The sequence below is a fragment of the Arthrobacter sp. 05T45 genome, from assembly GCF_056395875.1.
In genome coordinates this window covers 78,291-103,672 of record NZ_JBFTKI010000015.1, presented here as the reverse complement: position 1 = coordinate 103,672, position 25,382 = coordinate 78,291, and the positions used below count along the sequence as shown (strand labels likewise).

At 68.2% G+C, this 25,382-nt stretch carries 28 protein-coding genes and 1 riboswitch; of the genes, 9 read left to right on the top strand and 19 right to left on the bottom strand.

Annotation, left to right across the window (positions count from 1 at the left end; genetic code table 11):
* The 6 genes from AC1DGD_RS14720 to fabF all read left to right on the top strand — a co-directional run.
* Positions 1-603, top strand: a 603-nt coding sequence (locus AC1DGD_RS14720; RefSeq protein WP_476857277.1) for a transketolase-like TK C-terminal-containing protein, incomplete at its 5' end; no start/stop codon positions are given.
* A gap of 215 nt (positions 604-818) precedes the next feature.
* Positions 819-2,063, top strand: coding sequence for a PucR family transcriptional regulator (locus AC1DGD_RS14715; RefSeq protein ID WP_018773431.1), 1,245 nt, complete (start codon positions 819-821; stop codon positions 2,061-2,063).
* An 87-nt stretch (positions 2,064-2,150) separates the two neighbouring features.
* Complete coding sequence (locus tag AC1DGD_RS14710; protein ID WP_476857276.1) at positions 2,151-3,080, top strand: ACP S-malonyltransferase; 930 nt, start codon at positions 2,151-2,153, stop codon at positions 3,078-3,080.
* Positions 3,077-4,138 carry a beta-ketoacyl-ACP synthase III gene (locus tag AC1DGD_RS14705; RefSeq protein WP_026537071.1) on the top strand — a complete coding sequence of 354 codons (1,062 nt, stop codon included), beginning with the start codon at positions 3,077-3,079 and terminating at the stop codon, positions 4,136-4,138. Before AC1DGD_RS14710 ends, AC1DGD_RS14705 begins: the two co-directional genes overlap by 4 nt.
* A gap of 202 nt (positions 4,139-4,340) precedes the next feature.
* Positions 4,341-4,586 carry an acyl carrier protein gene (locus tag AC1DGD_RS14700; RefSeq protein ID WP_018773434.1) on the top strand — a complete coding sequence of 82 codons (246 nt, stop codon included), beginning with the start codon at positions 4,341-4,343 and terminating at the stop codon, positions 4,584-4,586.
* Between the two features lie 176 nt (positions 4,587-4,762).
* Positions 4,763-5,998, top strand: coding sequence for a beta-ketoacyl-ACP synthase II (gene fabF, locus AC1DGD_RS14695; RefSeq protein WP_028275211.1), 1,236 nt, complete (start codon positions 4,763-4,765; stop codon positions 5,996-5,998).
* A 132-nt stretch (positions 5,999-6,130) separates the two neighbouring features.
* On the opposite strand, the gene AC1DGD_RS14690 is transcribed toward fabF, so the two are convergent.
* From AC1DGD_RS14690 to AC1DGD_RS14670, 5 genes are all read right to left on the bottom strand, one after another.
* Positions 6,131-6,634 (bottom strand): DUF3145 domain-containing protein, encoded by a 504-nt coding sequence (locus tag AC1DGD_RS14690; protein WP_026266435.1) that lies wholly within the window; start codon positions 6,632-6,634, stop codon positions 6,131-6,133.
* A gap of 381 nt (positions 6,635-7,015) precedes the next feature.
* Positions 7,016-7,996, bottom strand: a complete 981-nt coding sequence (locus tag AC1DGD_RS14685) for a tyrosine recombinase XerC (RefSeq protein ID WP_476857275.1) — start codon at positions 7,994-7,996, stop codon at positions 7,016-7,018.
* A gap of 48 nt (positions 7,997-8,044) precedes the next feature.
* Positions 8,045-9,232: a DNA-processing protein DprA gene (gene dprA / locus AC1DGD_RS14680; RefSeq protein ID WP_476857274.1), complete on the bottom strand. Its 1,188-nt coding sequence runs from the start codon at positions 9,230-9,232 to the stop codon at positions 8,045-8,047.
* A 45-nt stretch (positions 9,233-9,277) separates the two neighbouring features.
* The gene (locus AC1DGD_RS14675) at positions 9,278-10,825 is read right to left on the bottom strand and encodes a YifB family Mg chelatase-like AAA ATPase (protein WP_476857273.1); all 1,548 of its coding nucleotides are present in this window, start codon (positions 10,823-10,825) and stop codon (positions 9,278-9,280) included.
* Positions 10,826-11,182: a YraN family protein gene (locus AC1DGD_RS14670; RefSeq protein ID WP_476857272.1), complete on the bottom strand. Its 357-nt coding sequence runs from the start codon at positions 11,180-11,182 to the stop codon at positions 10,826-10,828.
* A 171-nt stretch (positions 11,183-11,353) separates the two neighbouring features.
* Between AC1DGD_RS14670 and AC1DGD_RS14665 the strand changes: the two genes are divergently transcribed.
* Both AC1DGD_RS14665 and AC1DGD_RS14660 read left to right on the top strand, forming a co-directional pair.
* A complete protein-coding gene (locus AC1DGD_RS14665) occupies positions 11,354-11,776 on the top strand; it encodes an HAD domain-containing protein (RefSeq protein ID WP_476857271.1) in 423 nt (140 codons plus the stop codon).
* Between the two features lie 428 nt (positions 11,777-12,204).
* Positions 12,205-13,134 (top strand): transglycosylase domain-containing protein, encoded by a 930-nt coding sequence (locus AC1DGD_RS14660; RefSeq protein ID WP_476857270.1) that lies wholly within the window; start codon positions 12,205-12,207, stop codon positions 13,132-13,134.
* Between the two features lie 10 nt (positions 13,135-13,144).
* On the opposite strand, the gene AC1DGD_RS14655 is transcribed toward AC1DGD_RS14660, so the two are convergent.
* The 13 genes from AC1DGD_RS14655 to AC1DGD_RS14595 form a co-directional block, all read right to left on the bottom strand.
* Positions 13,145-13,471, bottom strand: a complete 327-nt coding sequence (locus AC1DGD_RS14655) for a DUF2469 domain-containing protein (protein WP_018773443.1) — start codon at positions 13,469-13,471, stop codon at positions 13,145-13,147.
* A gap of 68 nt (positions 13,472-13,539) precedes the next feature.
* Positions 13,540-14,205: a ribonuclease HII gene (locus AC1DGD_RS14650; protein ID WP_476857269.1), complete on the bottom strand. Its 666-nt coding sequence runs from the start codon at positions 14,203-14,205 to the stop codon at positions 13,540-13,542.
* Positions 14,206-14,215: 10 nt separating this feature from the next.
* Positions 14,216-15,208: a signal peptidase I gene (gene lepB / locus AC1DGD_RS14645; RefSeq protein ID WP_476857268.1), complete on the bottom strand. Its 993-nt coding sequence runs from the start codon at positions 15,206-15,208 to the stop codon at positions 14,216-14,218.
* Complete coding sequence (lepB, locus tag AC1DGD_RS14640; RefSeq protein WP_028276855.1) at positions 15,209-15,889, bottom strand: signal peptidase I; 681 nt, start codon at positions 15,887-15,889, stop codon at positions 15,209-15,211.
* A 131-nt stretch (positions 15,890-16,020) separates the two neighbouring features.
* On the bottom strand, positions 16,021-16,380 hold the full coding sequence (gene rplS, locus AC1DGD_RS14635; RefSeq protein WP_018773447.1) for a 50S ribosomal protein L19: 360 nt from the start codon (positions 16,378-16,380) through the stop codon (positions 16,021-16,023).
* Between the two features lie 235 nt (positions 16,381-16,615).
* Positions 16,616-17,479, bottom strand: a complete 864-nt coding sequence (gene trmD / locus AC1DGD_RS14630) for a tRNA (guanosine(37)-N1)-methyltransferase TrmD (RefSeq protein WP_476857267.1) — start codon at positions 17,477-17,479, stop codon at positions 16,616-16,618.
* Positions 17,480-18,112: a ribosome maturation factor RimM gene (gene rimM / locus AC1DGD_RS14625; RefSeq protein ID WP_476857266.1), complete on the bottom strand. Its 633-nt coding sequence runs from the start codon at positions 18,110-18,112 to the stop codon at positions 17,480-17,482. It lies immediately after the preceding gene.
* Positions 18,113-18,235: 123 nt separating this feature from the next.
* Entirely contained in the window at positions 18,236-18,478 is a 243-nt protein-coding gene (locus AC1DGD_RS14620; protein ID WP_476857265.1) for an RNA-binding protein, read from the bottom strand.
* A gap of 1 nt (position 18,479) precedes the next feature.
* The gene (gene rpsP, locus AC1DGD_RS14615; protein ID WP_026266438.1) at positions 18,480-18,905 is read right to left on the bottom strand and encodes a 30S ribosomal protein S16; all 426 of its coding nucleotides are present in this window, start codon (positions 18,903-18,905) and stop codon (positions 18,480-18,482) included.
* A 218-nt stretch (positions 18,906-19,123) separates the two neighbouring features.
* Entirely contained in the window at positions 19,124-19,561 is a 438-nt protein-coding gene (locus AC1DGD_RS14610) for a hypothetical protein (protein WP_476857264.1), read from the bottom strand.
* Positions 19,562-19,997: 436 nt separating this feature from the next.
* Complete coding sequence (locus AC1DGD_RS14605) at positions 19,998-20,873, bottom strand: VOC family protein (RefSeq protein WP_476857263.1); 876 nt, start codon at positions 20,871-20,873, stop codon at positions 19,998-20,000.
* A 75-nt stretch (positions 20,874-20,948) separates the two neighbouring features.
* The gene (locus AC1DGD_RS14600) at positions 20,949-22,055 is read right to left on the bottom strand and encodes an amidohydrolase family protein (protein WP_476857262.1); all 1,107 of its coding nucleotides are present in this window, start codon (positions 22,053-22,055) and stop codon (positions 20,949-20,951) included.
* Between the two features lie 3 nt (positions 22,056-22,058).
* Positions 22,059-22,559 carry a GNAT family N-acetyltransferase gene (locus tag AC1DGD_RS14595; protein ID WP_476857261.1) on the bottom strand — a complete coding sequence of 167 codons (501 nt, stop codon included), beginning with the start codon at positions 22,557-22,559 and terminating at the stop codon, positions 22,059-22,061.
* Between the two features lie 75 nt (positions 22,560-22,634).
* A riboswitch (TPP riboswitch) is annotated at positions 22,635-22,742 on the top strand.
* Between AC1DGD_RS14595 and thiC the strand changes: the two genes are divergently transcribed.
* Positions 22,738-24,588, top strand: coding sequence for a phosphomethylpyrimidine synthase ThiC (gene thiC / locus AC1DGD_RS14590; RefSeq protein ID WP_476857260.1), 1,851 nt, complete (start codon positions 22,738-22,740; stop codon positions 24,586-24,588). Its footprint overlaps the riboswitch before it by 5 nt.
* On the opposite strand, the gene AC1DGD_RS14585 is transcribed toward thiC, so the two are convergent.
* On the bottom strand, positions 24,585-25,319 hold the full coding sequence (locus AC1DGD_RS14585) for an alpha/beta fold hydrolase (protein ID WP_230011099.1): 735 nt from the start codon (positions 25,317-25,319) through the stop codon (positions 24,585-24,587). The genes thiC and AC1DGD_RS14585 overlap by 4 nt on opposite strands.
* Positions 25,320-25,382 lie beyond the last annotated feature (63 nt).

Genomic DNA, 25,382 nt, shown 5'->3' with positions numbered 1-25,382 from the left:
GAGCCGATCGTGCAGCCGCCCGCACCGGCGGAACTCGATGTCGAGGGCATCATCAAGGGCATCTACCTGCTGGCGCCGGCCAAGATTGACGGCCCGCGCACGCAGATCCTTGCCTCGGGTGTGTCGGTTCCCTGGGCCCTCGAAGCCCAGCGGGTCCTCGCCGAGGACTGGGGCGTCTCGGCGGATGTCTGGTCCGTGACCTCCTGGACCGAACTGCGCCGCGACGCCATGGCCGCCGAGGAAGACTCCTTCCTCAACCCCGGCCAGCCCGCCCGCGTCCCGTTCGTGACCCAGCAGCTCGCCGGCGCCACCGGCCCCATCGTGGCGGTCACCGACTACATGAAGGCCGTGCCGGACCAGATCCGCCAGTTCCTGCCGAACGAGTTTGCCTCGCTCGGCGCGGACGGCTTCGGCTTCTCGGACACCCGCGCCGCGGCACGCCGCTTCTTCAAGAACGACATCCACTCGGTTGTGGTCCGTTCCCTTCAGATGCTGGCCCGCCGGGGCGAAGTGGATGCCCAGGCACCTGCCCAGGCCATCGAGAAGTACCGCCTGCACAACGTGAACGCCGGCACCACCGGCAACGCAGGCGGCGACTCCTAACCGCGCCTCAGCGCAAGAGCGAACGTTCGACGGCGGCTCCCACCGAAAGGTGGGGGCCGCCGTCGGGCGCTTAACCGCCCCGCCTCCCTCCGGCCTCCCTCGGGCCTCCCTCCGGGGGCGCTCTGGACTCCCGCGGGCCGCTGTGATGCAGGACAAGGACAGTTGTAGCCTTCGCACAAATGGAGCTTGGGCGGCCCGCCCCGTATGCTCAATGCATGGCAGAGCCGATCACCACTCCCGAAAAACGCAAGCCGAGCTCGAGGGCGATGACTCCGGAGAAAGCCGAAACCCTCAAGAAGCTCCGGGCCAGCGTGGGCCAGCTGTCGACGACGACGCTGCGCCAGTTGGAGAAGTCCTTGCCGTGGTACGGCCGGCTGAACTCGGATGAACGTTCCGCCCTGGGCATGGTGGCCCAGAACGGCATCGCGGCTTTCGTCACCTGGTACGAACGGCCAAGTTCGCCGTCGTGGATCCTCTCCGACGTCTTCGGCACCGCGCCCACCGAACTGACCCGCTCCATAAGCCTGCAGAAGGCGCTCCAGCTGATCCGGATCGTGGTGGAAGTCGTCGAGGACCAGGTCCCGGTGATCGCCCCGGAAGCGGACCAGGGGGCCCTCCGGGAGGCCGTGCTGCGCTACTCGCGGGAGGTCGCGTTCGCGGCCGCCGACGTCTATGCCCGCGCCGCGGAATCCCGCGGCTCCTGGGATACCCGGCTGGAAGCCCTGATTGTCGATGCCATCCTCCGTGGCGAAAACACCGACGCGCTGCGGTCCAGGATCGCGGCCCTGGGCTGGAAAGCACAGGAGCGCTTCACGGTCATGGTCGGAAATTCCCCGTCCGAACCAAGCGCCAGCTACGTCAGCGAGCTGCGGCGCACGGCGGGGCGCTTCGCCGAGGACGCCCTTGTGGGGATCCAGGGCGACCGCCTCATCCTGATCCTGGGCGGGGTCCACGACCGGGAGACCGCGTACCTGAAACTCAGCGAACTCTTTGCCCCCGGCCCGGTGGTCTACGGCCCGGAGGCCGGGTCCCTCCTCGAGGCCAGCGGCTCCGCCCAGTCCGCCTTTGCCGGCCTCACCGCGGCCCGCGCGTGGCCTTCCGCGCCGCGCCCGGTGGCGGCCGATGACCTGCTCCCGGAGCGGGTGATCTCCGGCGACGACGCCGCCCGCCGCTCGCTGGTCAAGAACATCTACCGCCCGCTTCTGGCCGCCTCCAACGGGCTGGTGGAGACCCTCGGCACGTACCTCGAACTGGGCCATTCACTCGAGGCCACGGCCCGGGAACTCTTCGTCCATGCCAACACAGTGCGCTACCGGCTCAAGCGCGTCTGCGACGTCACCGGCTGGGATCCGCTGCTGCCGCGGGAGGCGTTCGTGCTCCAGACCGCCCTCGTCGTGGGCCGGCTTTCTGCCCCGCCGAAGGCCCCCACGGAGCGGCAACCTCCCCGCAACGGCTCCTGAACCGTTGTAGACTTCCTACAAACTGACCCAGTGAGCTTGGTGCATGAAAACACGAATGTTCACGCGGTAATTTGGAAAGCTGGTTACGTGCTTGCAATCGTTTGCCCTGGACAGGGCTCCCAGACCCCTGGTTTTCTGGCCCCTTGGCTGGAACTGCCACCCGTCGCAGGCCTCCTGGCCTCCCTCAGCGAAATAGCAGGCATCGACCTCACCGCCCACGGCACCACCTCCGATGAGGAGACCATCAAGGACACCGCAGTCGCGCAGCCGCTGATCGTTGCTGCGGGCCTGGTGACGGCGAAGTCGCTGTTCGACGTCGAACTCGGCACGCTTCCCGTCATCCTTGCCGGCCACTCCGTCGGCGAAATCACCGCGGCTTCCCTCGCCGGTGTCCTGTCGGAATCCGAAGCCATGACGTTTGTCCGCGAACGCGCCAACAGCATGGCAGCCGCTGCCGCCGCCACCCCGACCGGCATGAGTGCCGTCGTGGGCGGCGACCCCGCGGAGGTCCTGGCAGCCATTGCTGCCGCCGGGGCCACGGCCGCCAACGTCAACGGGGCCGGCCAGACCGTCGCCGCAGGCACCCTGGAGCAGCTGAAGGCCCTGGCGGAGAACCCGCCGGCCAAGGCCCGGGTTATTCCGCTGAAGGTCGCGGGCGCGTTCCACACCTCGCACATGGCCCCCGCGGGCGCGTCCCTGCAGGCCCTGCGTCCGTCGCTGCACCCGAAGGACCCGCAGGTGCCGTTGCTGTCCAACTTCGACGGCGCGGAAGTCACCGACGGCGCCGCCGCCGTCGACAGCCTGATCGCCCAGGTCTCCCGGCCGGTCCGCTGGGACCAGTGCATGGAGACGATGGTGCAGCGCGGGGTGACCGGCGTGATCGAGCTGGCTCCCGCCGGAACACTGGCGGGCCTGGCCAAGCGCGGCATGCCCGGCGTCAAGACAGTCACCGTCAAGACCCCGGACGATCTTTCCGCGGCCCTGGCCCTATTTGCAGAACTGGAGGGAGGGGCATGAGCGTTCCCACTCTGAAGCAGGCACCGGTGCAGGCCAACACCCGCATCATGGGTATCGGGGCTTACCGGCCCAGCGTGATCGTGACCAACGAGGACGTGTGCCAGTGGATCGACTCCTCGGATGAGTGGATCCGCCAGCGCACGGGCATCATCACCCGGCACCGCGCGCCCGCCGATGTCAGCGTGATTGACATGGCTGAGGGCGCCGCACGTGAAGCACTGCAGAAGGCCGGCATCGAGGCCTCCCAGCTCGGCGCCGTGATCGTTTCCACGGTCACCCACCCGTATGCGACCCCGTCCGCCGCAGCGAGCCTCGCCGACCGCCTCGGCGCGACGCCGGCCCCGGCCTTCGACATCTCCGCGGCATGCGCCGGCTACTGCTACGGCATCGCCCAGGGCGACGCCCTGGTGCGTTCCGGCGCGGCCTCCTACGTCCTGGTGGTCGGTGCCGAGAAGCTCTCCGACGTCATCGACAACACGGAACGGACCATCTCCTTCCTGCTTGGCGACGGCGCGGGCGCAGTCGTGATCGGCCCCTCTGACACGCCCGGCATCGGCCCCTCGGTGTGGGGTTCGGACGGCAGCAAGTGGGATGCCATCGGCATGACCCACTCCATGCTGGACATCCGCGAGCTCGCCCTGACCGGCAAGCACGGCGCCGCCGTCAGCGATGAGGAAGCGGCCGTGACCGACGCTTCCCTGTGGCCGACCCTGCGCCAGGACGGCCAGACTGTCTTCCGCTGGGCCGTGTGGGAGATGGCCAAGGTGGCCCAGCAGGCCCTGGACGCAGCCGGCATCCGGTCCGAGGACCTCGCCGCGTTCATCCCGCACCAGGCCAACATGCGCATCATCGACGAGATGGCCAAGAAGCTGCAGCTGCCCGAGACTGTCAAGATCGCCCGCGACATCGCCGACGCCGGAAATACGTCGGCGGCGTCCATCCCCCTGGCCACCCACCGCCTGCTTGAGGAAAACCCCGAGCTCAGCGGCGGGCTGGCGCTGCAGATCGGCTTCGGAGCCGGTCTGGTCTTCGGCGCCCAGGTGGTCGTGCTTCCTTAGGCAGCCACCGCTTTTCCGAACTAAATACGTTCCACCCGTTTCACCCTTGCACCGCATGTCCTTCACTTTCAGGGCCCGCCCCGCATGCTGTGCTCGCAAGCATTCCCGCACCAAGCCGAACCCTCGGTTTGAATCATTTCCGCCCTTAGGCTGCCGGCATTCCACCGGCAGCCGAGGGCAACAACCAGAAAAGGAGCCATCAATGGCTAGCAACGAAGAAATCCTGGCCGGCCTGGCTGAAATCGTCAACGAAGAGACCGGCCTGGCCACGGAGGCTGTCGAAATGGACAAGTCCTTCACCGAGGATCTGGACATCGACTCCATCTCGATGATGACGATCGTGGTCAACGCCGAAGAGAAGTTCGGCGTCCGCATCCCGGACGAAGAGGTCAAGAACCTCAAGACCGTCGGCGACGCCGTCAGCTTCATCGCCAACGCCCAGGCCTAGTCTGGCTTCCGCCGGTATCGGCGGACCCGGTGTCCGGTCCGGGCGCTGCAGCAGCGCCCGGACCGGACCACCAGCAGCACCACGAAATGCACCACCCGAAAGTTTTCCCCTCGCAGGCCCCGGCCATCCCGTTCGCGGTTCCGGATACGGCAGGCGCACCGACAGAGAGTGATCCCATGGCACGCAAAGTAGTCATTACCGGTCTGGGTGCCACCACACCCATCGGCGGCGATGTCCCCACGATGTGGAAGAACGCGCTCAAGGGCGTCTCCGGCGCGCACACGCTCGAGGACGACTGGGTGGCCAAGTACGAGCTGCCCGTCCACTTCGCTGCACGCGCCTCCACCCCTGCCCTGGACGTCCTGACCCGGGTCGAGGCCAAGCGCATGGACCCGTCCACCCAGTTCGCCGTGGTCGCATCCCGTGAGGCGTGGGCCGACTCCGGCATCACCGAAATCGACCACGACCGCCTGGCGGTGGCCTTCGCGACCGGCATCGGCGGCGTCTGGACCCTCCTGGATGCCTGGGACACCCTGCGCGAAAAGGGTCCCCGCCGCGTCCTGCCCATGACCGTGCCCATGCTGATGCCCAACGGCCCGGCCGCCGCGGTAAGCCTGGACCTGGGTGCCCGCGCCGGCGCCCACACCCCCGTTTCCGCCTGCGCGTCCGGCACCGAGGCCGTCCACGTGGGCCTGGACCTCATCCGCGCCGGCAAGGCCGACGTCGTCGTGTGCGGCGGCGCCGAAGCCGCCATTCACCCGATGCCGATCGCCGCCTTTGCCTCCATGCAGGCCCTCTCACGCCGCAACGACGATCCCGAGCACGCCTCACGCCCCTACGACCGTGACCGCGACGGCTTCGTCATGGGCGAGGGCGCCGGCGCCCTGGTGCTCGAGGCCGAGGAACACGCCCTGGCCCGCGGCGCCCGGATCTACGCCGAACTGGCGGGCACCTCGGTCACCGCCGACGCCTACCACATCACCGCCCCGGACCCCCAGGGCCTGGGCGCCACCCGCGCGCTGAAGGCTGCGATGTTCGATGGCCGCATCCAGCCCGAAGACATCGTCCACGTCAACGCGCACGCCACCTCCACCCCGGTCGGCGACAAGCCCGAGTACGCGGCCCTCAAGGCCGCCCTGGGCAAGCACGTGGACTCCGTAGCGGTCTCGGCCACCAAGTCCCAGATGGGGCACCTGCTCGGCGCCTCCGGTGCCGTGGAGGCCGTGCTGACCGTCATGGCCATCTACGACCGCAAGGCGCCGGTGACCATCAACCTCGAGAACCAGGATCCGGAAATCCCGCTCGACGTCGTCACGACCGCCCGCGACCTGCCGGCCGGCAGCATCGCCGCGCTAAGCAACTCGTTCGGCTTCGGCGGCCACAACGCCGTGATCGCGGTACGCAGCGTCTAGCTGCACGACCAGCAGCACGCCCGCAGCACGCCGGGACGGCAGATGGCGGCAATGTTCTTCGTGAACATTGCCGCCATCTGCCTTTTTGGCGCCTAGCTATGGAATTGCTGCGGTGGTGCGCCCGGTGAGGCCCTAGCCGACCTGGTGGAGCCAGCGCACGGGGGCGCCTTCGGCGGCGTGCCGGAACGGCTCTAGTTCCTCGTCCCAGGCCTCGCCCAGGGCGAGCGAGAGCTCGTGGTAGACGGCCGAGGGGTCGCCGGCGCCGGATTCGTAGGCGTAACGGATGCGGTCCTCGGACACCATGATGTTGCCGTGGACGTCAGTGGTGGCGTGGAAGATCCCGAGCTCCGGGGTGTGCGACCAGCGGCCGCCGTCGACTCCCTGGCTCGGCTCCTCAGTGACTTCATAGCGCAGGTGCGCCCAGCCTCGCAGAGCGGACGCCAATTGAGCCCCCGTGCCCGGCGTTCCGGTCCACGACAGCTCGGCCCGGAACATTCCGGGCGCGGCAGGCTGAGCGGTCCACTCCAAGTCCGTCCGCTTGTCCACGACAGACCCTATGGCCCACTCGACGTGGGGGCACAAGGCAGTCGGGGCCGAGTGAACGAACAACACACCTCGGGTCAGTGCAACAGACATTCCATCCTCCATAGCTGTAGGTACGTCTTCCCCAACGACCTGTGCCTGGATGTCTGTCTGTTGCGCGGATCCGAATTTATGCCGGCGGTCCCTGCCAGACTACTAATATACAGCCGGGTTCAAAGCTGGGACGTGGTGCATTCCAGCTTCAAGTTCAACTTGAAACTTCCCGGGCGTGAGTTTTATTCTGCCCTACCCCTCCTAATTACGCCAGTGCGATTCGGCGCGTCTTTTCCGGCGCGCCGTGCATGGTTCGGTAGTCCTGCAGGTGGACCCTGGTCCGCTTGGCGCCGGGCAGGTATGCGGGCCGAATCCGGGGCAGGAATCCGGGCCGAATTGTGTGCCTTTTCCGGCCGGCCGGACGCGCCGGACCGGTAATCCTTAGGCCCGGGGGTGTGCCTGCTGGTAGCTCTGCCGGAGCCTCTCGACGGACACGTGGGTGTAGATCTGGGTGGTGGCAAGGCTGCTGTGCCCCAGGATTTCCTGCACGGCGCGCAGATCCGCCCCGCCGTCGAGCAGGTGGGTCGCTGCGGAGTGCCGCAGGGCGTGCGGCCCGGTGGCGGCGGTGTCTCCCAGCCGTTCCAGCATCTCCTTGACCACGCTGCGGATCTGGCGCTGGTCCACTCTTCCGCCGCGCGCGCCCAGGAAGAGCGCCGGGCCGCTGGTCCCGGTAGCGAGGGCCGGCCGGCCGCGGCGGAGCCAGTCGTCGACGGCGAGCGCCGCCGGCAGCCCATAGGGCACCGTGCGTTCCTTGTTGCCCTTGCCAAGCACCCGGAGGGTCCTGCGGTCCGGGTCGAGGTCGTCGACGTCCATGCCGGCCAGCTCGCCAACCCGGACACCGGTGGCGTAGAGCAGCTCCACCATGGCACGGGTACGCAAGGCCAGCGGTTCCCCCTCGGCCGAGGCGGATTCGGCGTCGTCCACGAGCCGCCGGACCTGTTGCTGGTGCAAGACGCCGGGCAGGGACTTCTCCCGCTTTGGCGCCTTGAGCCGCAGGGCGGGGTCGGCTTCGATCAGCTCCTCACGGACAGCCCAGGCGGTGAAGGCCCTGGCGGTGGCGGCGCGGCGGGCCAGGGTGGCGCGGGACTTCCCGGACTCGCTCTGGGCACCAAGCCAGCGCCGCAGGGTCCCGAGCTCCAGCCCGGCAAGGTCGTGGACGCCCTCGGTTGCGGCGTGCGCGAGCAGGCTTTCGACATCGGAGAGATAGGCCCGCACGGTATGGGCGGACCGGCCCCGCTCCGCTTCCAGGTAGCGGCCGAAGCGTGCGGCGGCGAGCCGGATACCGCCGTCGGGCGCGGCGGGCGGGGCAGCGGGGGGATCCTGTGTAGACACCCTCTTACTCTGGCAGTATTCCCCCGGCATTCAAGGAGCCGGTCGGCGAGCCGCTTCTTCCCGGTGAAGCAACCCATCTCAGTCCGCCTTCCCGGAGCGTTTCCAGCCGCCGTGCCGGGATTCGGCCAGCCCCAGCAGCCCGAGCCGGCCAAGACCCGCGCGGACCGAGTCCGGGCTCAGCCCGGCCACCGCGGCCAACTTCTCAACCGAGGTGGTGGTCCGCAGCGGCAGGGCATCGAGCAGGATCAGGTCCTCCAGGGTCAGGCCATCGTGGGCCTCGGACCGGCCTGCCTTGTCCGGGGGCATCGCCTCGCCGCTCGGGGAGGCGAGCTCGGCGATCTCCCCGGCATCCGTGACGCATACCGCGCCGCCTTCACGGAGAAGCCGGTGGCAGCCGGCGGAGTTGGCGCTGTGGATGGATCCGGGCACGGCGCCCACGGCCCTGCCCAGGCTCTCGGCATGGTGGGCCGTGTTGAGGGCGCCGGAGCGCCACCGGGCCTCGACCACGACCGTGACGGAGGCCAACGCCGCAATGAGCCGGTTCCGCTGCAGGAACCGGTAGCGGGTGGGAGCGGACCCGGGCGGCACCTCGGCCAGGACCGCGCCGCGGTTCGCCACGGTCCGCAGAAGGTCCTCATTGCCGGCGGGGTAGAAGCGGTCCACTCCCCCGGCCATGACGGCAATGGTGGGCACGCCGCCCGCGCTTCCGGCCAGGGCCGCCCTGTGGGCGTGGGCATCAATCCCGTAGGCCCCGCCGGAGACGATCGTGAAGCCGCGCTGGGCCAGCGAGTAGGCGAGGTCGCCCGTCACCGATGCCCCGTAGCTGGTGCTGTCCCGGGAGCCCACGAGGGCAACGGACCGGGCCGCCGGGGGCAGCTCCTGTTCCACGCCGCGCCACCACAGGCACAGGGGCTCCTGCAGTCCGAGGTCCTCCAGCTGCCGCGGCCACAAGTCATCCGTGGAAATGATGAGGCGTCCGCCGAGCCGGTGTATGGTGGCCAGGTCCCGCTCCGGGGCGAGGTCGGGCACGCGCGGGGCCCAACGCTTCAGTGCCTCGCTGAGCCCGGACCAGCCGCTGCCGCACCCGCTGTCCGCCAGGATTCCAGTGATCTCCTGTTCGAGCCCGGGACCGGCGGCCAGCGCGCCGCTGGCAATCCGCAGGGCGTCCTGCGCCCCCACTGCCTGGACCAGGGCCAGGGCCGCCGCGTCCTGCGGCTCGAACAGGCGGGCCAGGGCGGCGCGGGCTATTCGTTCGTCATCAATCATGGTGGTTCCTTTCGCACGGCTGGGGTGGGCTTCGTGCCGGCAGGCTCAGGGTGAGACCGCGGCGGCCTGCCGGAGGCCCAGCGCCTGCCCGACGTCGTCTGCGTCCGGGACGTCGTGCGGGGACAGGTCCGCAAGGGTCCATGCGAGGCGCAGTACGCGGTCGTAGCCGCGGGCGGTCAGCACTCCGCGCTCCAGTGCGTAGTCCAGGATGCGGGTGGTGGGGGCATCGAGCCGCAGGGACCCGCGCAGCAGCCGCCCCGGCACCTGCGCGTTGGTTTCCATCCCGAATGGCAGCAACCGGTCCAGCTGGCGGGTCCGGGCCGCCCGGACCCTTTCCGCGATGCTGGCCGTTCCTTCCTCGGCCGCAGGTTGGCCGAAGCCGGCGAGCGAGACCCGCTCGACTTCGAGCTGGATGTCGACCCTGTCCAGCAGCGGCCCTGACATCCGGGCCTGGTACCGGCGGCGCATGATGGGCGTGCAGATGCAGTCCACTCCTTTGCCCGTTGCCTTGCCGCAGGGACAGGGGTTGGCTGCAAGGACCAGCTGGAATCGCGCGGGATAGGCCGCGGACCCGGCCGAGCGGTGGATGACCAGCTCTCCGCTTTCCAGCGGCTGCCGCAGGGCGTCCAGGACGCCGCGGTCGTACTCCGGGGCCTCGTCCAGGAAGAGCACCCCGCGGTGCGCGCGGGACGCCGCCCCGGGCCGCGGCAGCCCGGAGCCGCCACCGATGATGGCCACCGCCGTCGCGGTGTGGTGCGGGTTCTCGTAGGGCGGGCGGCGCAGCAGCTGCACGGAGCCCGACGGCAGCGAACACAGCGAGTGGATGGCGGTCACCTCCATGGCCTCGGTGTCGCCCAGATCCGGCAGCAGCCCGGGCAGCCGCTCCGCGAGCATGGTCTTCCCGGCACCCGGCGGTCCGGTCAGCAGCAGGTGGTGGGCACCGGCGGCGGCCACTTCCAATGCACGCCGCGCCGCCGCCTGGCCGGAGACATCGCACATGTCCGGCGCCAGGGCGGGACCGGTGCCGGGTTCGGGGTGGCCGGAGTCCTCGGTCTCGGGTTCGAAGTCGAGAGCGAGGTCCTGCGGGTCCGCGCCGCAGTCGAACGCGAGCCGGGCCAGTGTGGCGTAGCCCCGGACCTGCGCGCCGGGGACCAGTTCGGCCTCCGCCACGTTGGCCCGGGCCACGACGACCTCCGGGTAGCCGGCCCGGACCGCGGCCATCACGGCCGGAAGGATACCGCGCACTGGCCGCAACCGGCCGTCCAGGCCGAGCTCGGCGATGAAGACCGTGCGGCCCGTGGGCCTGATGTCGTTCGCCGCCAGCAGCACGGCCATCGCGATGGCGAGGTCAAAGCCCGAACCGCGTTTGGGCAGGGATGCCGGAATGAGGTTGGCCGTGATCTTCCGGCGGCTCAGCGGGATCCCCGAATTCTGCGCCGCCGAGCGGATCCGTTCCTTGGCCTCGTTCAGTGAGGCGTCCGGCAGGCCCAGGATCACGAACGCCGGCAGGGTCTGGCCAATGTCGGCTTCGACCTCCACGATGTAGCCGTTGAGGCCCACGAGGGCGACAGAATAGGTCCGGCCCAGGGCCATCTACCCCACCCCTTTGAGGTGCTCGAGGGCGGGCTCACCGATGCCGTCGTCGAGCACCGCGATCACGTCCACGCGGCACAGCGGCATCCACAGCCCCTGGGCACGGCACCACGCCGCTGCCAGCCGGTGGAGCCTGGCCAGCTTGTCCGCGCCGACAGCCTCAAACGGATGCCCGAAGGCCAGGGATTTCCGGGTTTTCACCTCGGCGATGACCAGCGCGTCGCCGTCGAGCGCGACAATGTCGATCTCACCCTCCGGGCAGCGCCAGTTCCGCTCCACGATCCTCATGCCGTGGGCCTGCAGGAAATCCGCAGCGAGGTCCTCCCCGCGCCGGCCCAGCACATCCTTAGCTCTCATGCCTCCAGCGTGAAGCGCCGCCACTTACGACGACAGGGCCCACCTCGGCTATGTGGAAAACGTCGCCGGGCTGCAAGAGCACATGCGTGATGAGAAGAGTATCCGCAGCCCGCTCAGCACTGCTGATCGCATAATCAAGGCAGAACGAAAGAACTGCAGGAGGAACAAGGAATGAAGGTACTTTTCCTCGACATTGACGGTGTCGTCAACCGCGTTGGTACGAGACAGAGCTTTCGCGGCTTCATGGGCATCGATCCTTTCCTGGCGTCCAAGGTCTGCAAGATCATCTTCGACACGGACGCAGCCGTTGTTCTAACGTCCACATGGCGGCATATCCCCGGCGGCCGTGAAGAAGTCGACAGACACGTTTGCAAGACCTTTGACGTTACTCCGACAGCGGACACAGGTTTTCGTGGCGAGGAAGTGAAGATGTGGCTGGACCGGCATCCGGAAGTTGCGCGGTATGCAATCGTCGACGATGACTCAGACTTCTATGCCGATCAGCCCCTGTTCAAGACCGCCTGGCAGACGGGAATCACCGACGAGATCGCGCAGCAGGTAACCGAATTTCTCAACAGTGGAGATAACCCATGAGTGCACATCTACCAACGTTGGGACACTTCGCCGCGACGCCTGCCGACGGCCCCGGATCTGGGCGGATCCCGGGCGGCCACTTCCGGCGATCAAATCCGTGGCGGCATTGACAGGACGTGTTGATGCGATTGTCAGGCAACGAAACGTAGCCAATGCCCGCACGGCCCACCTAGGCTTTTCCCAACCCCCTCGAATTCCGCGGGGCGTCCGTAGTCTCTCCTGAGGATCGGCCGAAGGATCGGCGTATGGAATATCGAGCGGCCCAGCCGCTGGGAACGCAGCAGCTTACAGAACCAGGTCCGCCCGGCGGGCAGGCGGGCCCCAGCTGGCCCCCACCAGCGCGTCCTGAGACCGAGACCGCACCGCGGCCCGAGCCAGGATCCGGGCCCGCACCAGCGCGGCTTGCGCCAGGATCCGGGCCCGCGCCAGTGCGGTCAGAGCCCGGCCCCGCCCCGGAGCCTGAGCCGGCGGCTCCGGCGGGAAGACGTACGCACCGGATCCGGCGGCTGCTCGCCAGGATCTTCAAGTTCGCCCTCGCCATGGTGGTCATCACGGAGCTGGCCGCCGTCTCCTTCATCTGGTTCGCTCCCCCGCGCACTGCCTACATGCTGCAGACCGGCGGCCCGATCGCCTACCAGTACGTGTCCCTGAACCACATCAGCCGCTATGTCATCGCCGCGGCCGTCGCCCACGAGGACCAACAGCTGGGAACGCGTGTTGGCGCGTTCTCCGTCGATGAGTTCCGGGACAGGGCCGTCGCCTACCTGCAGGGCAAGGATGACCCAAGCGGTTCCACGGTCCCGCAGCAGCTGGTCAAGAACATCTTCCTGTGGCCTGATGCGAATGCCCTGAGGAAGGGGCTGGAGGCCGGGCTTGCGACCGAGTTCAGCCTCACCCTGACCCCGCAAAGGATCATGGAGCTGTATCTGAACTACGCGCAGTTCGGCCCGAAGCTGTACGGCATCTGCGCGGCGAGCTGGTACTACTTCGACGAACCCCCGTGGAACATGTCCGAGTATCAGGCCGCGCAATTGATGGGGGTCCTGCCACTGCCCACACTCGTCACCCGGGCGGCGGGAGGCGGCATCTACCTCGGCCCGGGGGTCCACCCCAAAGTGTGGGACTACGTCAACGGTGCGGCCAACGTGTGGGTCCCCAAGCAGATCGAGGGGCTCGGCGGATGGAAGGCGGCCGTCGCAACCATCGGCATCGGCGACACAGCGTCCGACCACGCCGCCGAGCGGGGATCCGCGAACCCGGATGGCTGCGGTTCGTATCCGGAGAGTGTGCTGGACCTGCTGCGGCAGCAGGGCATTGCCGTGGACCGCAACGGAAACCCTGCGCCACTCAGGGGCTAGGAAACGAAGGTCAGTTGCCCAGGTCCTCGACCTTGGGCAGGGCGAGTTCCTCGCTGCGGGGCAGTTCCTCGACGTTGACGTCCTTGAACGTGATGACTCGGACGCTCTTGACGAACCGGGCGGAGCGGTAGACATCCCACACCCAGGCGTCCTGCAGGGTCAGGTCGAAGTAGACCTCGCCGTCGGCGCTGCGGGCCTGCAGGTCAACATGGTTGGCAAGATAGAAACGCCGCTCGGTCTCGACCACATAGCTGAACAGCCCGACGACGTCGCGGTATTCGCGGTAGAGCTGTAGCTCCATGTCGGTCTCATAGTTTTCAAGGTCCTCGGCACTCATGGTTCCATCTTGCACCATCCGGCGCCGGCCGCGCGCCACCGGCCGTCGCGCCCGAGCGGCCAGAGCAGCTAGAGCAGCTGCCAGCTGACCCGGTGGTACGGCGTGGGACCGGAGGTCCGCAGCGCCTCCTTGTGCGCTGCGGTGCCGTAGCCCTTGTTCACGTCCCAGCCGTAGGCCGGGTACTGGGTGTGCAGCCCGCACATCATCGCATCGCGCTCGACCTTGGCGATGATGCTGGCCGCGGCGACGCTGAGGCACTGCATGTCGGCTTTGACCAGTGTGTGCACCGGGGCATCGCAGCCGGGTTCGGCGGGGGCATCGTCAAACAATGAGGGCTGCAGATCCGGCGAGAGCCAGTTGTGGCTGCCGTCCAGCAGGACAACCTCGGGCCTGATTCCGGCGGCGAGCACGGCAAACCAGGCCCGGTTCCCGGCAAGACGGAGCGCCGCGATGATCCCGAGTTCGTCGATCTCGTTCGCGGACGCATGCCCGACGGCGGAGGCGACGCTCCAGTCCCGGACCAGCGGCACCAGCCGCTCCCGGTCCGCTACCTTGAGGAGCTTGCTGTCCCGGACATCGGCCAGGAGCTTTTGTTGCTGCAGGTCCACGACGGCGATCCCCACGCTGACGGGACCGGCCAGGGCACCGCGGCCGACCTCGTCGATGCCCGCGAGGAGCCGTGCGCCGGAGCTGCGGAAGCGGCGTTCGTAGTCGAGGGTGGGGGCTGCTGACATGACGGGCGGATTACTTTCCGGACGGGGCGGGCACGCTGCGGAAGACGTCCGGGTAGTTGTCCAGGGCTGACATCCTGTTCAGCGGCCATGCTATGACGGCGGCCTTGCCTTCAATGTCGGATTCGTTGACGAAGCCGCCGTTGGTGTCCATGTGGGCGCGGGAATCCGCGGAGTGGTTGCGGTTGTCGCCCATGACCCAGACCTTGCCCGCGGGCACGACGACGTCGAAGTCGCGGACCTGGGGAATCTCTGCGGCATTGATGTATTTCTCGTCCAGCGGCGCGCCGTTGACGGTGAGCTGTCCGCCGGCGTCGCAACAGACCACGTGGTCGCCGGGGAGCCCGATGACGCGCTTGACCAGGTGCTGTTCGGAGTTGTCCGGCAGCAGACCGACGAACGTCAGCCCGTCCTGCACCCAGGTGAACGGGCCCTTCGTCTTCGCGGCTGCGGGGGCAAGCCAGCCCTGGCTGTCCCGGAACACCACCACGTCCCCGCGCTGGAGCGCCATGGGCTCGGGCACGAGCAGGTTCACGAAGATGCGGTCGTTCACATCGAGGGTGTTGACCATGGATTCGGACGGGATGTAAAAGGCCCGGAACAGGAAGGTCTTGATCAGGAAGGACAGCACGATCGCCACGACGACCACGGTGGCAACCTCCTTGAGCCACAGGAAGAGCGGGCTGCGCCCTTCGCGGGCCTTGGCCTTCCTGGCCCGGCGGGAGGTCGGATCGGCGTGGGCGGGGCCGTCGGCCCGCTCCTTCCCGGTCGGCTCAGGCGCGGTCGGCCCAGCCGCGGTCGGGGCAGTCTCGATACGGGCAGCCTGGATACGATCAGCGCGCTGCGCACCGGCGCTGTCGTCCTGCGACGCAGGAGCCGACGCCGGAGCAGGAGCCGGCGCACCAGCCGGTGGATCCGCCGGCTCATCCGCGGGAATCGCCGAGGCGGTAACCCGGGGTCGGTCCTGGCCCTGCGGATCAGGAGTGCGCGGTTCGGTCTCGGGCATCTACTGTCCGTTCGTCGTCGTCGTTGTCGCAGCCGGTTCGGGCCGCGCTACTGCTGCAAATCTATCAAGCGGCCAGATGATCTGTACCGGCCTGCCAATGACGCGTTCCAGCGGCACCATGCCCCCGCCAGGGGCGCCCAGGAGGCTCCGGGAGTCGGCGGACATCGAGCGGTGGTCCCCCATGAGCCAGAGCCGCCCGGCAGGCACCTGGACGGCGAACTTCACATCGCTCGGGGTGTCCCCCGGATACACATACGGTTCCGCAACTTGCTGGCCGTTGACTGTGAGCCGGCCGCCGGCGTCGCAGCAGACCACACGGTCGCCGGGCAGTCCGATGACGCGCTTGACATACGTTGTGTCGCTGCCCGCAAGGCCAAGCCAGCGTCCGGCTTCGGCGAGGGCATCCACCACGGGGCCGTTGCCGCTGTTGAGCGGGGCAAAGGAACCGCGGCCGTCAAAGACGACGACGTCGCCCCGGCCCAAGGGCTTAGCTTGGAAGCCGGTCCGCGCCACGACGATCCGGTCCCCCGTGTGCAGGAGCGGCTCCATGGAGGCGGACGGGATGAAGAAGATGTCCACCCACAGGGAGCGGACCACGGCGCTGATGGCCACGGCGAGCACCAGGGCGAGCAACGCAAAACGCCAGCCCGGTTTCCTGGGCTGGCGTTTTGGCTGTTCCATGTTCCGTATCCCCTGGCGCTGTCGTGAACTAATGTGCGCTGTTGCGGATAGCTCCGGCGCCGCACTAGCTGACGCACCGGATACGGTCCGTGGATCCGCGGTGGAAGCCTGTCGTGGAAGACGAAAAAGGCTTACTTGGCGGTCTGGAAGTCGCGCTTTTCCTTGATCTTCGCGGCCTTACCACGCAGGTTGCGCATGTAGTAAAGCTTGGCGCGGCGCACGTCACCCTTGGAGACGAGCTCGACCTTGTCGATGATCGGGGAGTGCACCGGGAAGGTACGCTCTACGCCGACCCCGAAGGAGACCTTGCGGACGGTGAAGGTCTCGCGGACGCCATCGCCCTGGCGGCCAAGGACGAAGCCCTGGAAGACCTGGACGCGGGAGTTCTTGCCTTCGATGATGTTCACGTGAACCTTGATGGTGTCACCCGCGCGGAACTCGGGAACATCGGTGCGCAGCGAGGCTGCATCTACGGAATCGAGGATATGCATTGATCCACTCCTGGTGAACGCCACAGGTCACTCACGTTGGGTTACGGCGGTCAGGGCCGGTGGCATGCGCCGCCCGGAAATTTCCGCCGAAAGTTTGTCAATCCGGCCCTGTCAGGAGTAGACGGGGCCGGGGTGCCGGGCTGTTGGTAGCGCTCCCCCTGTGGCAGGTTCGCAACCCAGCAGGCACAAGGACTAATTTTGCCACATTTTGTGCGGGTTAGCCCAATCCCGGCGGTTAGGCGTCGGGACGGCGCAGCAGGCGGCCGTCGACGACGTCGTACCCCAGGTCGGAGAAGGCCGTACGGTCCGCGCGCGGCAGCTTGCCGGCGTCGAACTCCGCGAGGAGGTCGGGGCGGCGTTCGGCGGTACGCCGGTACTGCTCATGACGGCGCCACTGGGCGATCTTTCCGTGGTTGCCGCTCAGCAGCACGGCCGGGACGTCGCGGTCCCGCCAGCTGGAGGGCTTGGTATAGACGGGGTACTCGAGCAGCCCGTCGGAGTGGGATTCCTCCACGAGGGACTCGGGGTTGCCGACGACGCCGGGCAGCAGCCGGCCGATGGCCTCAACCATGGCCAGCACGGCGACTTCGCCGCCGTTGAGGACGTAGTCCCCCAGGCTCATCGGGCGCACCGTGAAGTGCTCCGCGGCCCATTCCAGGACCCGTTCATCGATGCCCTCATAGCGCCCGCAGGCGAAGACCAGCTGGTCCTCCTCGGCCAGTTCGTGGGCGGTGGCCTGGGTGAAGCGCTCCCCCGCCGGCGACGGGACGATCAGGACAGGCTTGGCGGCATCTTCCGGGCCGGCAGGCTCTGGAGTGCCGGGGGTGCCGGCGTCGTCAGGTGCGCCGGCGTCCCTTGCGTCCCCGGACCGCCCGGCGGCCACGGCGGTGAGGGCCTGAGCCCAGGGTTCGGGCTTCATGACCATGCCGGCGCCGCCGCCGTAGGGGGTGTCATCGACCGTGCGGTGCCGGTCGGTGGTGAAGTCCCGCAGGTCATGGACCTTGAGGTCCAGCAGGCCGTCCTGGCGGGCCTTGCCGATCAGCGACAGCTCCAGCGGGGCCAGGTACTCCGGAAAGATGCTGACGACGTCGATTCTCATCTACGCGATGCCCTGCTCTTCGGAGTTCCGGGCCGCGGTGCCCTGGGCTTTCGGAGCCTGGGCTGCGGGGTTTTGGGCCTCGAGGTTTGGGGCCTCGGGGTTTTGGGCCTCGGGCGCCTCGTCCGTGTTGACTTCGAACAGTCCGGGCGGCGGGGTGACGAGGACGTACTTTTCACCCACGTTGACCTCGGGCACAATCTGTTCGACGAACGGGATCAGGACTTCCTTGCCCTCATCCGTGGTGACCACCAGCAGGTCCTGGACCGGCAGGGTGTGCAGTCCTGAGACTTTGCCGACCACGTTGCTGCCCACCCGGACCTCCATGCCCACGAGCTCGTGCTCGTACCAGCCCTCGTCGTCGTCCTCGGCGCCGATGTCTTCGGTTTCGATGAACAGCTTGGCGCCGCGCAGGGTCTCGGCCTCGTTGCGGGTCTCGATCTCATCGAAGGCCAGCAACAGGATGTCCTTGTTCCAGCGGGCGCTGAACACCGTCAGCGGCCCGGCCGAGGCGGGTTCAACGATGAACTGGGTGCCGGGGACAAAACGGTCGCCGGGCGCGTCGGTGAGCACCTGGACGGTCACTTCGCCGCGGATGCCGTGGGGCTTGCCGATTCGTGCCACCTGGAGCTGCATCTGTTCCTCTGTTCGGGGTTGGTGATTCTGTATTCTCTGGTGCGGAATTACGGGAAAACAGTCCGGCCCCTCCACCATTATCTGGTGAAGGGGCCGGACTCAAGACAAGTAGTGCTGAAAGCGTTACCGGCGGCGGTCGGTGTCGACGACGTCGACCCTGACCGGCTCGCCGTCCGCCAGCGCCGCAACCACAGTGCGCAATGCGCGTGCGGTCCGGCCCTGCCGGCCGATCACCCGTCCGAGGTCGTCCTGATGAACGCGCACCTCGAGGGTTTCCCCGCGGCGGCTGTTCTTCGCACTGACCTTGACGTCCTCGGGGCTGTCAACAATCCCGCGGACCAGGTGTTCGAGCGCTTCTGCCAGCAATTTACTCAGCCTCGGTGGTCTCTGCTTCGGCGGCGTCGGCGGGAGCCTCGGCAGCTTCGTCCTTCTTGGCCTTCTTGGTGATGGCTTCCGGGATGATCACGGAACCCTTTTCCGGGGTAACGAAGGCAGCCTTGGGAGCCTTGGTCTTCAAGGTTCCCTCCTGGCCCGGGAGACCCTTGAACTTCTGCCAGTCACCGGTGATCTTCAGGATCGCGGCGACCTGCTCGGACGGCTGTGCGCCGACGCCGAGCCAGTACTGGGCACGGTCCGTGTCGACCTCGATGTACGAGGGCTCTTCGGTCGGGTGGTACTTGCCGATCTCTTCGATAGCACGGCCATCACGCTTGGAGCGTGAGTCCATGACGACGATGCGGTAGTACGGTGCGCGCATCTTACCGAAGCGCTTAAGGCGAATCTTTACGGCCACTTTTGTGGTCACTCCTGTTTCTGAAACGGGGTCGAGCCCGGCGTTCTGCACCCGTGGGGCGGGCCGTACTTGGGGGTTCTAAAGGACAAGATCCAGACGCGGAGAGAGGGGCCACGCAGATCGAGTACCTGTTCATTGTGCCAGATCACCGGCAGGATTTCGACTTGACACGTGCCCGGCGCACCAGCGCGCGGCCTGGAAGCGGCCTCGAGGGCCGGTCAGGACGTCCAGACGTAGAGGCCGGACCTGGTGGCGGGGTCGACGCCGGCGGCGAGCTCGGCGATCCGGCGGATGTAGTCCCGGGCCTCGTCGGGGCCGAAGGGCATGTCCTCCTCGGCCGCCCAGTTGGCGGCGACATCCTCCAGGACCTCGCCCTCCCCTTCGGTTTCATAGCTGAGCAGTTCCGCCAGCGTGCGGACCATTGCCGCCGGGACGCCAAGCAGCGAGTCGCTGGCCACGTCGACCATGGCCAGTTCATAGTCCGCGCCCGGGGCGTGCACGGCGACGCCGGCGAGGTCTCCCAGCCGCTCCACCTCGAAATCGCTGATCTCCGGGATGCGGACGGCGCCCGGGGCGGCCGGGCTGCCGCCTTCCAGTGCGCCGGCGCGCTTGAGGGCTTCTTCGTGGGTGGACACAAAGAGTTCGGTGAATCCCATGCAGCTGGTCCTTAGGGTTCGGCGGTCCGCAGACCGCTGTTTTCGGCGTCGCTTCAGCCTAGCCGCTTCAGCACGACCCCGCCCCGCCCGCTGGACATGCCATCCTCTGACCCTGAGCACTGGACATGTGGCAACTATGTCCATTCCCGGCTGCGAGCAATGGACATGTTCCAGTCTCCTGCTGGCGAAGAGTGGACATGTCCCTCGCTGGCCCGGGGAACCCGACCAAGGCCCGCTGGGCATGCCCTCCCCTGACCCTGAGCACTGGACATATGGCCACTATGTCCATTCCCGGCTGCGAGCAATGGACATGTTCCAGTGTCCTGCTGGCGAAGAGTGGACATGCCCAGCGGTCCCGCCGGCGAAGAGTGGACATGTCCGGGGGGAGCTGTGCGCGCTGGACATGTCCAGCGACCAGCTTGCCTGGGGAGAACTTCTAGCGCACGGCGACGCGGATCCGGTTGCGCCACGGATCCTCGAAGCGCAGCTCGGCGCCGGTGTGGTGGGATTCGACGCCGGCAACCTTGAGCCGGTCGGCCAGGGCCGCGACGTCGTCGCCGGAGGGCACCTCGATGAGGACCTCGCCCAGGCCCAGCGTGTCGCGCCGCGGGCCCGCGCCGCGGCTGTTCCATACGTTCATGGCCATGTGGTGGTGGTAGCCGCCGGCCGAGACGAACAGCGCCTGGCCGTGCCAGCCCGCGGTCTTTTCGAAGCCGAGCGTGCCGACATAGAACTCATGCGCCGACTGGACGTCGCCGACCTGCAGGTGGACGTGCCCGACGCCGGCGGCGGCCTGGCGCTGGCCGGCCACGGACTCCTCGGTCAGGTATTGCTGCAGGTAGCGCTGCGGCGGCAGGGCGAGACTGTCCATGACGACGTTCTTGCCCTCCCAGGACCACGCCGCCCGCGGCCGGTCCCAGTACAGCTCGATGCCGTTGCCTTCGGGGTCGTTGAAGTAGAACGCCTCGCTGACGAGGTGGTCCGCGCTGCCGGTGAAGGACTGGGGCTCGTACTGGGCCGCGGTGGCGATGGTGGCCGCCAGGGAGTGCTGGTCCTCGAAGAGGAGGGCGGTGTGGAAGAGCCCGGCCTCGCCGCGGGAAGGTAGATTCAGGCCCGGGGCAGGCGCCAGATGCACCAGCGGCTTCTGCTGGCGCCCAAGGTAGAGCCCGCCGTCCTGTTCGGCCACAGTCTCCAGGCCGAGGGCGCGCTGGTAGTAGTCGGTCATGAGCTTCATGTCGCCGACCTTGAGCATCACGGTGCCCATGGTGAGTTCGGCAGGAAGGAGGTCCTGGGTGCTGGCTTCTGCGGTCATGGCAATGCTCCGTGGATTCTGTAGCCACCGGCCTTCGGCGACTCTACATAAAGATAAATTACTTGAAGCTTCAATTTATTCCAAAACATGGACTGGCACCCGGTCTACCGGCAGCCCACGCAGCACGATATGCCGGATCCGGCGGAGCGTGGCCGGATTGCTCCGCGGATCTTCGGCCGTGACGAGGACATCAGCGCTTGCCCCTTCACCGATGGACTCCGCGCCGAGCCAGGTCCGCGCGGACCAGCTCGCGGCGTTGAGGGCGGCAGCGGCGGAAAGGCCGGCGGCGTGCAGGGCCTGGATCTCGTCCACGATCCTGCCATGGCTGATCACGCTGCCGGCGTCGGTACCGGCATAGATCGCCAGCCCGGCCTCGTGGGCTTCGAGGATCCGCTCCGCCCGGCGCTCCCACAGCGAGCGCATGTGGGCTGCGTAGCGGGGGAACTTGGCCGCCGCCCGGGCGGCGATGTCCGGGAACGTGGCGATGTTGATCAGGGTGGGCACGATGGGAACACCCTGTTCGAGGAAGCGCGGCAGGTGCCGCGGCAGCAGCCCGGTGGCGTGCTCGATGCAGTCGATCCCGGCATCGAGCATGTCATCCAGGGTGTCTTCGGCGAAGCAGTGTGCGGTGACGCGGGCCCCCTCATCGTGGGCGGCACGGACGGCGTCCTTGACCGTCCGGGCGGGAAAACTGGCGGCGAGGTCGCCGGCGTCGCGGTCGATCCAGTCCCCCACGAGCTTGACCCAGCCGTCGCCCGCGCGGGCTTGCTTCCGCACGGCCTCGACGAGATCCTCCGGCTCGACCTCGACGGCCAGGCCCGGCAGGTAGCGCCGGGCCCTCGCGAGGTGCCGGCCCGAGCGGATGATCCGGGGCAGGTCCGCGCGCTGCTGGAGCCAGCGGGTGTTGTGGACGGCGCCGGCGTCGCGGACCAGGAGTGTCCCGGCGTCGCGGTCCGCCAGGGCCTGGGATTCCGCGGTGTCCTCGGTAACGTCCCCGCCCGGGCCGAGGCCGATGTGGCAGTGTGCGTCCACGAGGCCGGGCATGACCCAGCCGTCGAGCACGAGGTCAGGCGCGGCGGCCGGACGGCGGAAGGTTAGCAGGCCGCCCACCGACCAGAGCCCGCGGCGTTTCTGGTCCGCCGCGGTGAGGATGGGGCCGCTGAACTCGATGATGCCGGTCATGACCTAAAGCCTAATCCGCATGACGATCCGCCGGCCAAGACCGTCCAGCCCCAGCTGCGCTTCGTGGATCCGCAGGGCGCCCAACGCCTGTCCTGGCCGGGCGAGTTCCTCGAAACCGCAGCTCGCATAAAACGGCGCATTGAACGGGACGCCTGCGAAGGTGCAAAGCGTCATCGATAAATAGCCACGGCTCCGGGCCGCATCAAGGGCCGCCTCCACCAGGGACCGTCCTATCCCCCGCCCGGCGGAGTCCGGATGCACGGAGAGCTGTTCCAGATGGGCCTGGCCGCCGACCTCGTCAACGCGGGCAAACCCTACGGGCGGGTTGCCGGCGACAAGTATGAAGAGCGGCTCAACCGGCGTTGTCAACTCCGGAGCCGGGAGCGTCTGGTTCCCCAGCTCCGCTTCGAGGATGCGGTCTGCTGAGGCCTCGAGAACCGGCAGCGCCGGGAGGTCTTCCGGCGTCGCCATCCGGATGCGGGGCACGGCCCTGGGCAGAGTCACAATGCCACGCTAACACCGCGGCCCACCGCACTCCGTCACACTCGAGGGCCGGCCGGAGGTGCGTGGTAGTTTCGTCTACGACCACACGGGTGCCCCTGCAGGGGCTGAGATCGGGCTGACGCAGCCTGCGACCGTTGAACCTGTCCGGGTAATGCCGGCGAAGGAAGTGAGCTTTTCCGTGAACACCCAAGTGACACAGCACAGCCCTGTCCAAATTCAGTCCGCAGCCACCACGCAGTCGCTGAAGTCCCACTCGCTGGCCTTCAGCACGGGTCCGGAGCACGGCATCCGCGTGCCGGTGACCGAGATCGCCCTGGAACCCTCCCCGGGCGGCGTCCGGAACCCGCCGTTCCGGGTGTACCGCACTGCCGGCCCGGGCAGCGATCCGGTCCGCGGGCTGGAGCCGTTCCGCACCCCCTGGATTGAGGACAGGGCGGACACCGAACCCTACGCCGGCCGCGAACGGGAGCTGCTCGACGACGGCAAATCGGCGGTGCGCCGCGGTGCTGCGTCGGCCGAGTGGCGGGGCGGCCGGCCGGTGCCACGCCGGGCCGTCGAGGGCAGGACCGTCACGCAGATGCGCTACGCCCGGGACGGTGTCATCACCCAGGAAATGCGGTTCGTCGCGCTGCGCGAGAACTGCGATGTGGAGCTGGTGCGCAGCGAGGTGGCCGCGGGCCGCGCGATCATTCCCAACAACGTCAACCACCCCGAATCCGAGCCGATGATCATCGGCAAGGCGTTCCTGGTGAAAATCAACGCCAATATCGGCAACTCCGCCGTGACCAGCTCCATCGCCGAGGAGGTCGACAAACTCCAGTGGGCCACGCAGTGGGGCGCGGACACCGTCATGGACCTCTCCACCGGGGACGACATCCACACCACGCGCGAGTGGATCATCCGCAACTCCCCCGTCCCCATCGGAACGGTCCCGATCTACCAGGCGCTGGAGAAGGTCAACGGTGAGGCGAACGCCCTGACCTGGGAGATCTTCCGGGACACCGTGATCGAACAGTGCGAGCAGGGCGTGGACTACATGACCATCCACGCCGGCGTGCTGCTGCGGTATGTGCCCCTGACGGCCAACCGGGTCACCGGCATCGTGTCCCGCGGCGGTTCCATCATGGCCGGCTGGTGCCTGGCGCACCACCGGGAGAACTTCCTGTACACCCACTTCGATGAGCTGTGCGAGATCTTCGCACGCTACGACGTCGCATTCTCCCTGGGCGACGGGCTGCGGCCGGGCGCGACGGCGGATGCCAACGACGCGGCACAGTTCGCCGAACTGGACACCCTGGCCGAGCTCACGCAGCGGGCCTGGGACTTCGACGTGCAAGTCATGGTGGAGGGCCCCGGGCATGTGCCCTTCCACCTCGTCCGGGAAAACGTGGAGCGCCAGCAGGAACTCTGCAAGGGCGCCCCGTTTTACACACTCGGGCCGCTCGTCACGGACATCGCACCGGGCTATGACCACATCACCTCGGCGATCGGCGCCACCGAGATCGCCCGCTACGGCACCGCCATGCTCTGCTACGTCACGCCCAAGGAACACCTCGGGCTGCCGAACAAGGACGATGTGAAGACGGGCGTGATCACTTACAAGATCGCCGCCCATGCCGCGGACCTCGCCAAGGGCCACCCCGGCGCGCACGAACGCGACGATGCCCTGTCCAAGGCAAGGTTCGAGTTCCGCTGGCGGGACCAGTTCGCGCTGTCCCTGGACCCGGTCACGGCCGAGGCCTTCCATGATGAGACGCTTCCCGCGGAACCGGCCAAGACAGCCCACTTCTGCTCGATGTGCGGTCCGAAGTTCTGCTCCATGCGGATCAGCCAGGACATCCGGGACGAATATGGCACCGGCGGCTACGGCACCGGCAACTACGGTCCGGCGGATCCTGGTTCGGCGGAACAGCAGGCCGCCCGTGCAGAGATGGCGGCCGGAATGCGGGCGAAGAGCAACGAGTTCCTCGCCTCGGGCGGCAAGGTCTACCTGCCGCAGCCCTCGGTGGGAGGACCCGCAGCTTCCTAGGACGCCCGGGCGTGCTGGTGCCGGCTGACCTCGGCGATGTAGGAGCGGATGGCCCGGTCCCCTTCGGCTGAATCCTGGGGCCGGTGCCCTCCCGGCGCCGTGCGGTGCAGGGCGCCGGTCTCGCGCAGGTAGCCGGCGATTTCCTCATACAGCGGTTCCCAGCCGCCGGTCAGGACCAGGGTCGGCACGCCCGGCACGATCTGCAGCGGGGCTTCCCACGGCGGCGCCTGCAGGCGGAGCCGGCGCGCAGCCCGGAGGGCCTCCGGCGTCGTGGCCCCGGGGGCGTCCGCCGCGAACGCGCGGCGGATGAACTCCCGCTGGAAGTCGTCGTCGCTGAGGTTGTGGCGGACGTCGAAGAGCGGCTGCATGAGGGCCCGGTGCGCGGCGGTGGCCGGGAGTTCCGCGGTCAGGGACAGGCAGGCCGGTTCCACCAGGGTCAGCGACTGGACGAGGTCGGGCCGTTCGACGGCGGCCATCATCGCAGCGATCGCGCCCTGCGAATGGGCCACCACATGGCCGCCGGCCTCGCCGCGGCCGTCGTCTGCCAGCGAGGCGAGCACGATGGCGGCGTCGGCGGCGAAGCTGGATTCGAGCGGTTCCGCGACGGCGTCAAACCCGTGCCGCCGCAGGAACAGGGCGTCGTAGTCCAGCGCCATTCCGTGCTGTTTTGGCCACGCGGCGGCGCCGAAGCTGCCGTCCCCGTGGACGAAGACTACGCGCTGCTTGAACATTGTCTAACCCTATGGCACTTCAGTGCTGATGCCGCCGGCGACACAGTGCCGGCGGCCGTCAGC